The following is a 12,390-nucleotide window of genomic DNA, read 5'->3' on the forward strand; positions in this document are numbered from 1 at the left end:
AATTTAAGCAACCAGTTCAGCCGAGTTAACAGATCACTTAACTTCCTTCCCCGGAGGGGGACTTCATGGACTCACCCCTGCGCCAGGCACTGCGCGCAGCCGCCGCCGCTGCCTGCGCGACCGCCGTCCTGCTCGTCGCCGGCCCGGCCGGTCCCGCGGCCGCCGCGCCGCAGCCGGCTCCCGCGTCCCCGTCCGCGACGGCCGAGGTGGAGATACCCGGGCCGCAGGACGGCACCGCCGCCGGATCCGGCCACACCCGCGTACCGGCCGCGGGACGCGCGAGGAGCGCGCCCCGGCTGTCCGGCGCGGAGCGGGCGTCCGACGGGAAGGTCGGCAAGCTGGTCGACAACGGCCCGACCGCCGACCGCCTCGACATCGTCGTCGTCGGCGACGGGTACACCGCCGCCGAACTGGACCGCTTCCACGCCGACGCGCAGGCCAAGTGGGCGGAGCTGGCCGCGGTCGAGCCGTACGCCACCTACCGGAACCTGTTCAACGTGTGGACGGTCGACGCCGTCTCCGCCGTGTCCGGCGTCTCCGGGGACCCCACCCCCGACACCGTCCGCGACACCGCGCTCGGCTCCTACTTCTGGTGCGAGGACATCGAGCGGCTGCTCTGCATCGACCAGCCGAAGGTGGACGCGTACGTGGCGAAGGCGCCCGCGGCCGACCTCGTCCTGGTGCTCGCCAACAGCGCCAAGTACGGCGGCGCCGGCTACAACGAGCCCAGCGCGACCCTCGGCTACGAGGGCATCTCGACCGCCTCGGCGGGCAACGCGAAGTCCGGCCAGGTCGCCATCCACGAGACGGGGCACTCGCTCGGCAAGCTCGCCGACGAGTACTTCTACCCCGGCACCCCCGGCTACGAGAAGTACGAGGGCCCCGAGCCCGCCGAATCCAACAGCTCCGTCCTGACCGCCGACCGCATGGCCGACGCGCGGTCGAAGTGGTACCGCTGGCTCGGCGCCACCTCACCCGACGGCGGCACCGTCGGCGCGTACGAGGGCGGCGGCTACTACGTCACCGGCCTGTACCGGCCCACCGACGCCTCGCTCATGCGCGTGCTCGGCAAGCCCTTCAACCTGCCCGGCGTCGAGTCGATGATCGCCGGGTTCTACCAGCACGCCCGGCCGCTCAGCCCGCTCACTCCGACCGACCGGACGCTGCGGCTGCGCCACACGGCGCAGGTGTCCGTACCCCGGCTGGCCGGGGCCGACGGGCGGCAGCTGGACGTGCGCTGGTACCTCGACGGCCGGGAGCTGAAACGCTTCGCCGGCCGGACCGAGGTCGCCGTGGCCGAGCTGTGGCTGCTCGACCTGCGCACGCACAAGCTGTCGGTCACGGCCGAGGACCGCACGGCCTCCGTCCGCGACCCGCGGATCGCCCGCACCCTGCGGGCGACCGCCGACTGGAAGGTCCGCCTGTAGCGGGTGGGCGGCGGTTCGCGGCCGGGCTCAGGCCCCGGCCGCATACCGCCAGAACGCGCGCATCAGGTCCGGCGGGGTCGGCCCGCCCAGCTCCACTTGGGTGAGCAGGAGGGAGACGGTGCCGGTGGCGGGGACGATGTGGGCCGCCGTCCCGGTGCCGCCGATCCAGCCGTAGCGCCCCGGCACGTTCCACGGATCACGGGGCGCGACGTCCACCGAACCGCCGAAGCCCCACCCCTGCCCCTCCAGGAACAGCTCCCCGGCCGCCATCTGAGCGGGCGTCAGGCAGTTGGTGGTCATCAGCCGGACCGACTCCGCGGAGAGCAGCCGGCCCCGGCCGCCGTCGACGGCGCCTTCGGCGAGGAGCATCCGGGCGAAGGCGTGCCAGTCCGCGGCGGTCGACACCAGGCCGCCCGCCCCGGAGGGGAAGGCGGGGACGCTGCTCCACTGCCCTTCGGGGGCGTCGACCAGCTCCAGACCGCCGTCACCGGTGCGGTAGTAGCCGGTGAACCGGCCCAGATCGGCGGCCGGTACGGAGAACCCCGTGTCCGGCATGCCGAGCGGCTCGAAGATCCGCTCGGCGAGGAACGCGGGCAGGGACTGCCCCGAGGCCCGGGCGACCAGCACGCCCTGGATGTCGGAGGTGGTGTTGTACAGCCAGGCCTCGCCCGGCTGGTTCAGCAGCGGGATCTGCGACAGCTTCTTCATCCACCCGTCAGGTGCGACGACGCGCTGTGGCTGCGGGGGCCCCTGGAGGAGTTCGCTGAACAGCAGTCCGACCGCGGGCAGCGAGAAGTCGGCCGGGAACCCGTACCCGGCGCATGAGCTCAGCAGGTCGTACACGGTGATCGGGCGGACCGCGGGCAGCACGTCGTCGACCGGGCTCGCGGGCGTGCGCACCACGACCGGCGACGCCAGCTCCGGCAGCCACGGCGCGACCTCGTCGTCCAGGGCGAGCAGCCCCTCCTCGACCAGCATCATCACCGCCGCCGCGATGACCGGTTTGGTGAGCGAGGCGATACGGAAGATCGAATCCGCGACCATCGGAGCCGTGCCCTCGCGATCGGCCGATCCGACCGCCTCGACCTCCACCCGGTCGCCGCGGGCCACCAGGCCCACCGCCCCGGGCAGCGCTCCGCCGTCCACGTACGGCTCCAGGATGTCGCGCAGGCTGCTGCTCATCACTCCACCTTTCCCGATGTGCGGCCGACCGGGCCGCCTCCTGGAATGCAGACTCCCGCGGCCGCCGGGAAATCATCGGTCGGACGCGCGGGGAAACCGATGGCCCCGCGCCCGCGCGCCACCCTAGGGTCTCCCCATGACGATCATGGGACCGCAGTCCATAGAGCTCGCCACCGCCTACAGCGCCCGGGTCCTGCGCTCCGTTGCGCACCTCGACTGGTCGGTTCCGGCCGCCGGCCTGGAGTGGAGCTGTCAGCACACCGCCGTCCACATGGCGCGCGCGTTCACGCGCTACGGCGCCCAGCTGACCACCCGGGCCGCCGGTGCGTTCGTACCCGTCGAGGTCACGGCCGCCCCCGGCACCGGCCCCGCGGGTCTCATCGAGGTGCTGGAGGCCACCGCCGGCCTGCTCTCCGCCGCCGTGGCCGCGGCCCGGCCGGGCGATCGCGCCTGGCATCCCTACGGCACCGTCGGCCCGGACGGGTACGCCGCGGTGGGCGTCCTGGAGATGCTGGTCCACACCCACGACATCCTCGGCGGGCTCGGCGTCCAAGACCAGGAGCCCGACGCGTCCTTGTGCGCCCAGGTCCTCGACCTGCTCTTCCCGCAGGTGCCCCGCGGGATCGCGGGGCCCTGGCAGACGCTCCTGTGGGCGACGGGCCGCGGCGAGCTCCCGGGGCTGCCCGCCCAGGGGGTCTGGCGCTGGTACGGCGAACCAGTCCCGGCCGGCCGCGTCGTGCTCTGCGAGCTCTCCCCGGACGTCGCCGCAGACCTGCGCGACGGCGGGACCGGCGGCTTCGCCTGGACCGCGGACGGCCCCGGCGAAGGCACCCGGGTCGCCGCGGGGATGGCGTTCACGGCGTACGAGGCCGGGGCGTACCGCCCGGGCTGGGGACCGTACGCCATCGTCCGTAGGGACGACCACCGCGCGATCGGCGGCATCGGCTTCCACGGTGCCCCGGACGCCGAGGGGAACGCGGAGGTCGGCTACGACCTCGTCCCCTCGGCCAGGGGCGCGGGCTTCGTCACCGATGCCCTGGCAGGCCTGGTCGCCTGGGCGTTCGCGCAGCCCGGCCTGACCGCACTGCACGCCACGGTCGACGAGGACAACGCGCCCTCCCACGGGGTCCTCGCCCGGGTGGGCTTCGAACGGACCGGCGCCGCGGACGGCCTCGTCCGCTACGTCCTGCGGGCCCCCCGGGCGTGACGCCCGGGAGGGCCCGAGGCGGGGGAGCGGCGGTCAGTAGCCGCAGTTGGTGACCCACTTGTGGGAGGAGATGCGGTCGTTCCACTCCCACGGGATGTTGCCCGCGCCGCCGTTGGGGGCGCAGGTGGAGGCGCCGCCGTAGTTGATGTTCTCGTACACGCGCACGTCCCCGAAGGAACCGGCGTAGCCGTTGTTCCACCAGGACGAGGCCCGGTCGTTCATGTTGAAGCTGCCGCCCGCGCCACAGGTGCGCCAGTCGTTGTCGTTGCCGCTCCACCCACAGGAGCGGCCGCCGCGGTTGGTGTCCTCCCACACCCAGTAGTTGCCGTCGGCGGCCACGCCGGAGGCATCGGCCGTGGCGGCGCTCGCCGCGGTCAGGGTGGCCGGGGCGGTCAGCAGCGGCAGGGCGAGCGCGCCGGCCAGCAGCATGGTGCGGAACTTACGCATGGGACCCTCCAGAGGTCTCGGTCTTCCCCGAATCGGGTGATGACGGTGGTGCGATGCGCCGCGCCATCGGCAGCGCGGCGTTCTGGAACCTCCACCTCTCGGCGATCTCCTCCCGGTGCTCCGCGCGGAGCCGTTCGCCGTAGGTGCGGTCCAGGGCCCGGGAGACCTGCGCCAGCGGTGTGGCGGTCGCGCAGGTCGCTTCGGTGACGGCGAGTGCGGTCTCGGCCGCGTCCGCCTCGGGCGCCGGCAGGCTCTCGGCGTAGCGGGCCGCCGCCTGCCGGGACTCGTCCGGGTTGGCGTACGGGCGGCCCGCCGCCCGCATGCACGCGGCCCACTGCCGCACCGCGTCCGCGTACCGCTGGTCCTCGCGTACGCGCGCCTCCCGGACGGGACGCAGGTTCATGGTGACGACCTTGACGCGGAACCAGCCCTTCAGGTCCCCGTAGAGGGTGCGCTCGGCGTCTGCGATACAGCCCTCGGTGGAAGCGGTGATCGTCATCCCGGTGGGCGCCTTCACCGAGAGCCCCACGGGGGAGGACCCCATCAGCGCGGTACGGGCGGCTGCCCGTGCGGACGGCGACAACCCCTGGAAGTACCGCTGGTTCGGGTCGGCCTGCCGCGCCTGTGCCGTCCGGCGCTCCTCCCGGCCCCCGTAGCCGTGGGCGCGGGCCCACGCTACGTCGTCCAACCCGTACGGGAACGACCGCGCAGCCTCGCCGGAGGCCCCCGCGCCCTCCGTGACCTCGTACGGGAAACCCCGCGCGCCCATGCACCGGCTGATCAGGACCTGCTCCGCCCGTGCCAGCACGCGCAAGTCCTCCGGGCCCGGCTCGCCGGACGGTCCCGCCGAGGCCGGCCGCGGCGGCGGGCCGCCGCCCGTGGCCGCTCCGCATCCGCCCAGCAGCAGGGCCGCGGCCAAGCCGGTGGCCGCGGCGGTGGCCGCGGTCGCGGCGGTTGCACGGTGACGCCTCATCGGCGCAGTCCCTCCTCTCCCTCTCGTCCTCGTTCTCGTTCCGGCTCACGTGGTGTGTGCGAACCCAGGTCTAGCGGCCGTCCGTTGTTCGGCGCCGGGCCGGTGGCAGTGAACAAACAATTGCTGAACAATCCACCCCAGAGGGCGGAAAACTGACCAGGTGGGGAAGCCCGAGCGGGGAAGGCCCGAGCGGGGAAAGGGGGCGGGATGGCCCGCAAGGAGCGTCCGCTGGAGGAAGGCGACGGACCGCTGCTGCGGTTCGCCGCGGCCCTGCGCCGCTTACGCCACGAGGCGGGATCCCCGCCCTACCGGGACCTGGCGCACCGCGCCCACTACTCGGTGGCCACCCTGTCCGGCGCCGCGTCCGGGCGGCGGCTGCCCAGCCTGGACGTGACGCTGTCGTACGTACGCGCCTGCGGCGGCGACCCGCAGGAGTGGGAGCGGCGCTGGCATGCCGTGGCCGTCGAACTGCGGGCCGCACCGTCAGCCGGCACCCCGCACGCGCAGCCGGGCGCGCAGGAGCAGCCCCCCTGCCCGGAGGACCTGCCCGGCCCCGACGGCGTTCCGTACGTCGGTCTGGCGGCCTTCCGGACCGAGGACGCCGACCTGTTCTTCGGCCGCGAGCGCCTCGTCGAGGACCTCCTGGCCACCCTGGCCCGACAGCGGGCCGTGGCCCTCGTCGGCGCGTCCGGAGCCGGCAAGTCCTCCCTCCTGCACGCCGGACTGCTGCCGCGGCTGGCCGCCGACGCACCGCACCGCACCGTGCAGGTGCTCACCCCCGGTCCCCACCCGCAGGAACGCCTGGAGAAGGCACTCGCCGCCCACCAGGGGGCGGAGCCGGCATCCGGAGCGGGGGAACTGGTGCTCGTCGTCGACCAGTTCGAGGAGGTCTTCACCGTCTGCACCGACGCCGACGAGCGGGCCCGCTTCATCACCGCCCTCGTCGAGGAGGCGGAGCGGCCCGGATCCGGCTGCCGGGTGGTCCTCGGGGTGCGCGCGGACTTCTACGCCCACTGCACGCGCCACGCCCCCCTCGTCGCCGTCCTGCGCGATGCGCAGGTCGTCGTCGGGCCGATGAGCGCCGTCGAACTGCGGCGCGCCGTCGTCGAACCCGCCCGGCGGGCCGGCCTGACCGTGGAAGGAGCCCTTCAGGCCACCCTCGTCGCCCACGCCCACGGGCAGGTCGGGGTCCTGCCCCTGCTGTCCCACGCGCTGCTGGAGACCTGGCGCAGGCGGCGCGGCGCCGCCCTGACCCTGGACGGCTTCCGTGCCGCCGGCGGATTCGAGGGAGCCCTCGCCCAGTCCGCGGAAAGCCTCTACTCCTCCCTCACCGGCCGCCAGCAGCAGCTGGCCCGGCGGACCTTCGTCCACCTCATCGCCCTCGGTGAGGGGACCGAGGACACCAAACGGCCCGTCTCCCGCGGGGAACTGGGCCAGGACCCCGACACCGCCACCGTGCTGGCCCGGGCCGCCGCACTGCGGCTGCTCACCCTCGACGACGGGCGGGTCGAACTCACCCACGAGGCGCTCATCCGCGCCTGGCCCCGGCTGCGCGGCTGGCTGGCCGACGACCGCGAGCAGTTGCGGCTGCACCGCCAGCTCGCCGACGCCGCCCGCGCCTGGGAGGCCCTCGGACGGGACCCGGGAGCCCTCTACCGCGGAGCCCGGCTCGCCCTCGCCCGCGACCTCGTCACCCGCCACGGGATCGGACTCACCGCCGGGGAACAGGACTTCGTGGACGCCGGCACCGCGGCCGAGGCCGCCGCCGGGAACTCGGCCCGGCGGCGCGCCCGACGCCTGCGCGCCCTCGTCGCCCTGCTGGCCGTGCTCGTGGTGGTCGCGGCGGTGGCCACGGCCAACGCCCTGCGGGCCGAGGGCGAGGTCACCCGCCAGCGCAACGACGCCGTCGCCCAGACCCTCGCCGACAGCGCGACGGACCTCACCAACACCGATCCGGGGCTCGCGGTCCAGCTGGGCCTGACCGCCTACCGCCTCGCGCCGACGGCCAAGACGCGCGACGCCCTGCTGAGCACCCTGATGACCTCCCTCCCCGCCCACTCCAAGGAGGTCCTCGCCGTCGCCTACCGCCCCGACGGACGCCAACTGGCGACCGCGAGCGGCGACCACACCGCGCGGCTGTGGCGGGTGCACGGCACCGACCGGCCCGTCGCCGAAGCCACCCTCAGCGGTCACGGGGACGACGTCCGGGCCGTGGCCTACCGTCCGGACGGCCGCTTGCTGGCCACCGGGTCCGCCGACGGGAGCGTGCGGGTGTGGGACACGGTGGCGCCCTCCGGGCCCGCCGTGCTCGCCTCACTCACCGGGCAAGGAGGAGACGTACGCTCCCTCGCCTACAGCCCGGACGGCCGCACCCTCGCCACCTCCGGCAGCGACGGCAGCGTCGGGCTCTGGGACGTCGCCGACCCCGCCGCCGCCACCCTGCTCACGCGGGTCACCGGACACCGCGACGCCGTCCGTGCGGTGGCCTTCGCCCCCGACGGCCGTACGGTGGCCAGCGCCGGTGAGGACGGGGCCGTGCGGCTGACCGACATCACGGACCCGCGCCGTCCGGAGCCGCTGGCCGCCTTGGAGGGCCACGACACCGCTGCCTTCTCCGTGGCCTTCAGCCCCGACGGCCGTACGCTCGCCTCCGCCGGCGGCGGGCACACGCCGGTGCGGCTGTGGAGCCTCACCGACCTGCGCCACCCGGTCCTGCTCGCCACCCTCTTCGGCCACACCGACGTCGTCGGCTCGGTGGCGTTCAGCCCCGACGGGCGCACCCTCGCCAGCGCCGGCGACGACCGTACGGTCCGCGTGTGGAGCGTGGACCGGCCCGCGCACCCGACTCCGCCGGTCACGCTCACCGGCAACGTCACCGCGGTGAGCTCGGTCGCCTTCAGTCCCGACGGCGCCGTGCTGGCCTCCGGCGGTTTCGACGCCTCCCTGCGCCTCGCCGGGACCGACCTGGCCCGGGTCATCGGCGGCGCCTGCGCACACACCGGACCCCGCATCACCCGCGCCCAGTGGGCCACCCACCTGCCGTACGTGGCCTATTCACCGCCGTGCAGCGGTCTGGAAGGCTAGGTTCCGTAGCGGATGTGCGACACCGGATCGGAAGGCGGCTCACCGTGGCCCGTTCCCAGGTTCCCGTGATCGATCTCGGCCCGTGGCGGTCCGGTGACCCGGCCGTGCGGGCGGAGATCGCCGCGCGCGTCGACGAGGCCCTGCAGGCGGCCGGCTTCCTCCTGGTCACCGGGCACGGGGTGGACCCGCGGCTGCCCGCACGGATCCGGGACGCCGCCCGCGCGTTCTTCCGGCTCCCGGCCACGGCCAAGGAGTCGTACGCGGTGGCGGTCGGCGGCCGCGGGTGGCTCGGGCCGGGCGCCGAGGCCAACAGCCACGCGGAGGGCACGGCGTCGCCGCCCGACCTGAAGGAGTCCTGGTCGTGCGCGGCGGAGGACCCCACCGGGATCGCCTCGGTGGACGCCGAGTGGTTCCGCCCCAACGTCTGGCCGGCCGAGGTGCCCGCCCTGCAGCCGCTGGTGGCGGAGTACCTCTCCCGGATGCGGGCCCTCTCCGACGAGCTGCTGGAGCTCCTCGCCACCGCCCTCGGGCTGCCCGCGGACCACTTCACCCGCCACACCGGCCATCCCACCTGGGGCTTCAATCTCAACTGGTACCCGGGCACCGAGACCCTCGGCCCGCCCCTGCCGGACCAGTTCCGCATCGGCCCGCACACGGACTTCGGCACGGTCACCCTCCTCGACCGTGAGCCGGGGGCCGGGGGGCTCCAGATCCACACCGAGGCCGACGGCTGGCAGGACGCCCCGTACGACCCGGCCGCGCTCACCGTGAACATCGGCGACCTGATGGCCCGCTGGACCGGCGACCGGTGGCGCGCCGGCCGCCACCGCGTGCTGCCGCCGCCGGCCGACGCACCGGCCGAGGAGCTGGTCTCGCTGGTCTACTTCTACGAGTGCGATCCGCACACGCGGGTGGAGTCCCTGCCCGCGCCGATCGGCCGGGTGCGGCACGAGCCCGTCGACTCCCACACCTACCTGCGGGCGAAACTGGACGCGATCAGCGTCCCCTGAGCTACGACTCAGGGGGGACGCAGGGCCGACCCCGCCCTCCTCGCGTACGAGGGTGCGTCCGCCCGCACGGTGATGTGCCGTCAGTTCCGGCTGCCTACGTTCGACCCCATGAGCCGAAGCCGAAGCAGAACCGCCCCCTCGCATCCGTTGCCCTGTTCGCCCTCCTCCTCCCGCTGCCGCTCGCCGTCGCCGCCCCGGCCGTGGCGGCGGCCGCCGCGCCCGTGCCGCCGACCGCGCCCGTGCCGCCGGCCGCGGCCGCGCCGCAGGCCGCGGTGCCGCAGCTTCCGCCTCCGAGCGGCCGTTTCGCCGTCGGCCAGGACACCCTGCACCTGGTGGACCGCAGCCGGACCGACCCCTGGGCCGGAACCGGCCCGCGGGAGCTGATGGTGACCATGCGCTATCCGGCGCACCGTGACACCGGCGGGCCGGTGCGCCCGTACCTCACCGACGAGGAAGCCCGGCTGCTGCTGGTGGACCGCGGGCTCGACCAGGCCGTCCCGGTGGAGAGCCTGGCTGGCACGAAGGCCTTCGCCCGGACCGGTGCCCGCCCCGTGGCCGGCCGCCACCCGCTGGTCGTGCTCTCGCCCGGCTTCACCGTCCCGCGGGCCACCCTCACCGCCCTCGCCGAGGAGCTGGCCTCGCGCGGGTACGTGGTGGCGGCCGTGGACCACGCGTACGAGAGCGCCGGTACCGCCTTCCCGGGCGGCCGGGTGCTGACCTGCCTGGCCTGCGAGAAGGTCACGGACGACGAGGGGCGGCGGCTGGTGGCCCGGACGCGGGCCCGGGACGTGTCCTTCCTGCTGGACCGCCTCACCGGACGCCACCCGGTGTGGCGGCACACGGGGCTGATCGACCCCGGCCGGATCGCCATGGCGGGCCACTCCATCGGCGGTACCTCGGCGGCCGCCGCGATGGCCGCCGACCCGCGGATCCGCGCCGGGATCAACATGGACGGCGGCATGCCCACCCTGCTCCCCGACGGCGGCCTGGGCGGCCGGCCCTTCCTGCTGCTGGGCTCGCAGGACGCCCGGCCCGGCGGCGGGATGAGCGGCTGGGACGCGAACTGGTCCCGGCTGGACGGCTGGAAGCGCTGGATCACCTTCGACGGCTCGAACCACTTCAGCTTCACCGACTGGCCCACCATGAGCGACCAGCTCGGCCTGCCCGCCGACTCACCGCTGCCCGGCGCCCGCTCCGTCGACCTCACCCGGCGCTACGTGGCGGCCTTCTTCGACCAGCACCTGCGCGGCATCCCGCAGCCGCTGCTCGACGGCCCGGCGGCCGACGCCCCGGAAGTGCGCTTCCACACCCCTTGAGGGAGTCGATTACCGCTGGTCGGCCACGTTCGGCAGGATGGGGGGCATGACCGAGATCCGCACCCCCCGACTCCTCCTCCGCCGCTGGACCGACGACGACGTCGTCCCCCTGTCGGAGATCAACGCCGACCCGGAGGTGATGCGCTGGATCGGCGACGGCGCCACGCTCGACCAGGAGCAGACCGCCGACGAGATCGAGCGCTGGGAAGAGGAATGGGACGAGGAGGGCTTCGGCGTCTTCGCCGTCGAGCTGCTCGCCTCGGGGGAGCTGATCGGAGCGGTGGGGCTGTCCGTGCCGGAGTTCCTGCCGGAAGTGCTGCCGGCCGTGGACATCAGCTGGCGGCTGGGCCGCCCGTTCTGGGGCCAGGGCTACGCCTCCGAGGCCGCCCACGCCACCTTGGAGTTCGCGCTCCAGGACCGCGGCCTGGACCGGATCGTCGCGATCAACCGGGTGGGGAACGAGGAGTCGGAGAACGTGATCCGCAAGCTCGGCATGGTGTCCGAGCGCGAGGCGACCGACCCGGAACTCGGCCACCTCCTCCAGATCCACAGCATCGACCTGACGGAGTACGAGGCCTGACCGGCCCGCGCACCCCGCCCCGGCCGGCCCCGCGCCGGGATCAGCCCGGCGGCGGGGTGCGCGGGACCTGTGCCGCGCGGCCCGCGCGCACCGCCGCCAGCGCGGCCGCATGCACGTCGGCGGGGCGGCCGTGGTGCGGGACCGGGCTGCCCGTGAGCGTGTACCACTCCTCCGCGTCGGTGTACTGGATCTCGATCCGGACGAGGCCGCCCGCCGCCACCGTCGTCCGCACGGTCACCGGCCCGGTGATCACCCCGACCTCGTCGGTCATCGCCCCGCCGGGTCCGGCGGCCACCCGGTCCTGCCACTGCACCTGCTGCCGTTCCGTCATGCGGCGCAACCGTCCAGCATCTTCGTCAGCATCTTCTTCTCCGCTTCCGTGACCGTCAGGCCGTACGTGGACTTCACGGTCGTCCAGGCCCGCCCGTACTGGCACCAGCTCGCCGGGTCCGGCGGCTGCCACAGGTCGGGGCTCTGGTCGCCCTTCGACCGGTTGGCGGCCGCGGTCACCGACAGCAGCTGGGGATGGGTCAGGTCGTTCGCGAACGCCTTGCGCTTCGCCGCGTCCCAGGCGGCCGCGCCCGAGCGCCACCCCTCGGCGAGCGGCACGACGTGGTCGATGTCCATCTTCGACGCGTCGGTGACCGTGGAGCCGTCGTACAGGCTCTTCCACGTCCCGGACACGGCTCGGCACTCGCCGTCCTGGACCACGCCGGTGCCGTCCCGCTTGAGGACCACCTCGCGGGTGTCGCACTTGTCGCCCTGCTCGGCCCAGTGCGTGAACTTGGCCCGGCTGTACCCCGCCATCGTCCCGGGCGCCGCCACCTTCAGGGCCGCCAACTGGGTCCGGGCCACGGCCGCGCTGACCATCCCCGGCAGTACGTCCCCGCCGACGGGTTTGGCATCGCCACCGGGCGCCGCCGGACCGGAGGACGACGGGGCCGACGCCTCCGGATCCCCGCCCCACGGCCCGCCGGAGCACCCGGTCGCGGCCAGCAGCGCCGAAGCCGCCAGAACCGCACCCCGCACCCGTATCTGACGTTCCATGGACCACCCCGAGCAGTCGGCTCCGCACCCTGTCCCCGGGAAGACTACCCAGAACCGGACATCCAACCGGCTGCCCACCCCTGGGCGAGCGTTGTCAGTGCCCCTCGCTAGTCTCCC

The 12,390-nt window shown here is 74.5% G+C and carries 11 protein-coding genes; 6 read left to right on the plus strand and 5 right to left on the minus strand.

From position 1 onward, the window contains the following. Window positions 1–65: 65 nt before the first annotated feature. Window positions 66–1,427, plus strand: a complete 1,362-nt coding sequence (locus AC0666_RS10785) for a M64 family metallopeptidase (RefSeq protein WP_478707455.1) — start codon at window positions 66–68, stop codon at window positions 1,425–1,427. Between the two features lie 27 nt (window positions 1,428–1,454). On the opposite strand, the gene AC0666_RS10790 is transcribed toward AC0666_RS10785, so the two are convergent. Beyond that, window positions 1,455–2,609 carry a serine hydrolase domain-containing protein gene (locus AC0666_RS10790; RefSeq protein WP_468963658.1) on the minus strand — a complete coding sequence of 385 codons (1,155 nt, stop codon included), beginning with the start codon at window positions 2,607–2,609 and terminating at the stop codon, window positions 1,455–1,457. 136 nt (window positions 2,610–2,745) lie between these two features. Here AC0666_RS10790 and AC0666_RS10795 point away from each other — a divergent pair, with 136 nt between their 5' ends. After that, window positions 2,746–3,816 (plus strand): GNAT family N-acetyltransferase, encoded by a 1,071-nt coding sequence (locus tag AC0666_RS10795; protein WP_478707456.1) that lies wholly within the window; start codon window positions 2,746–2,748, stop codon window positions 3,814–3,816. 33 nt (window positions 3,817–3,849) lie between these two features. Here the strand turns inward: AC0666_RS10795 and AC0666_RS10800 are convergent, their stop codons facing one another. Both AC0666_RS10800 and AC0666_RS10805 read right to left on the minus strand, forming a co-directional pair. Continuing rightward, window positions 3,850–4,263, minus strand: coding sequence for a peptidase inhibitor family I36 protein (locus tag AC0666_RS10800; RefSeq protein ID WP_468963660.1), 414 nt, complete (start codon window positions 4,261–4,263; stop codon window positions 3,850–3,852). Continuing rightward, window positions 4,256–5,236, minus strand: a complete 981-nt coding sequence (locus AC0666_RS10805; protein ID WP_468963661.1) for a hypothetical protein — start codon at window positions 5,234–5,236, stop codon at window positions 4,256–4,258. The genes AC0666_RS10800 and AC0666_RS10805 overlap by 8 nt, the downstream gene beginning before the upstream one ends. A 207-nt stretch (window positions 5,237–5,443) precedes the next feature. On the opposite strand from AC0666_RS10805, the gene AC0666_RS10810 reads away from it, so the two are divergent. From AC0666_RS10810 to AC0666_RS10825, 4 genes are all read left to right on the plus strand, one after another. Beyond that, window positions 5,444–8,320 (plus strand): nSTAND1 domain-containing NTPase, encoded by a 2,877-nt coding sequence (locus AC0666_RS10810; protein WP_468963662.1) that lies wholly within the window; start codon window positions 5,444–5,446, stop codon window positions 8,318–8,320. 44 nt (window positions 8,321–8,364) lie between these two features. Next, a complete protein-coding gene (locus AC0666_RS10815) occupies window positions 8,365–9,330 on the plus strand; it encodes an isopenicillin N synthase family dioxygenase (protein WP_478707457.1) in 966 nt (321 codons plus the stop codon). A 74-nt stretch (window positions 9,331–9,404) separates the two neighbouring features. After that, window positions 9,405–10,646 (plus strand): alpha/beta hydrolase family protein, encoded by a 1,242-nt coding sequence (locus AC0666_RS10820; RefSeq protein ID WP_478707458.1) that lies wholly within the window; start codon window positions 9,405–9,407, stop codon window positions 10,644–10,646. Window positions 10,647–10,692: 46 nt separating this feature from the next. Then, window positions 10,693–11,226 (plus strand): GNAT family N-acetyltransferase, encoded by a 534-nt coding sequence (locus tag AC0666_RS10825; RefSeq protein WP_468963665.1) that lies wholly within the window; start codon window positions 10,693–10,695, stop codon window positions 11,224–11,226. Between the two features lie 40 nt (window positions 11,227–11,266). Here the strand turns inward: AC0666_RS10825 and AC0666_RS10830 are convergent, their stop codons facing one another. Beyond that, the gene (locus AC0666_RS10830) at window positions 11,267–11,557 is read right to left on the minus strand and encodes a hypothetical protein (RefSeq protein WP_468963666.1); all 291 of its coding nucleotides are present in this window, start codon (window positions 11,555–11,557) and stop codon (window positions 11,267–11,269) included. Further along, complete coding sequence (locus AC0666_RS10835; protein WP_468963667.1) at window positions 11,554–12,273, minus strand: HNH endonuclease family protein; 720 nt, start codon at window positions 12,271–12,273, stop codon at window positions 11,554–11,556. Before AC0666_RS10835 ends, AC0666_RS10830 begins: the two co-directional genes overlap by 4 nt. Between the last annotated feature and the right edge of the window lie 117 nt (window positions 12,274–12,390).

Source organism: Streptomyces sp. NPDC043680 (genome assembly GCF_056436685.1).

Coding starts and splice junctions, on each gene's coding strand:
- AC0666_RS10785 (WP_478707455.1), top strand. CDS start 66: ATGGACTCACCCCTGCGCCAGGCACTGCGCGCAGCCGCCGCCGCTGCC.
- AC0666_RS10790 (WP_468963658.1), bottom strand. CDS start 2,609: ATGAGCAGCAGCCTGCGCGACATCCTGGAGCCGTACGTGGACGGCGGA.
- AC0666_RS10795 (WP_478707456.1), top strand. CDS start 2,746: ATGACGATCATGGGACCGCAGTCCATAGAGCTCGCCACCGCCTACAGC.
- AC0666_RS10800 (WP_468963660.1), bottom strand. CDS start 4,263: ATGCGTAAGTTCCGCACCATGCTGCTGGCCGGCGCGCTCGCCCTGCCG.
- AC0666_RS10805 (WP_468963661.1), bottom strand. CDS start 5,236: ATGAGGCGTCACCGTGCAACCGCCGCGACCGCGGCCACCGCCGCGGCC.
- AC0666_RS10810 (WP_468963662.1), top strand. CDS start 5,444: ATGGCCCGCAAGGAGCGTCCGCTGGAGGAAGGCGACGGACCGCTGCTG.
- AC0666_RS10825 (WP_468963665.1), top strand. CDS start 10,693: ATGACCGAGATCCGCACCCCCCGACTCCTCCTCCGCCGCTGGACCGAC.
- AC0666_RS10830 (WP_468963666.1), bottom strand. CDS start 11,557: ATGACGGAACGGCAGCAGGTGCAGTGGCAGGACCGGGTGGCCGCCGGA.
- AC0666_RS10835 (WP_468963667.1), bottom strand. CDS start 12,273: ATGGAACGTCAGATACGGGTGCGGGGTGCGGTTCTGGCGGCTTCGGCG.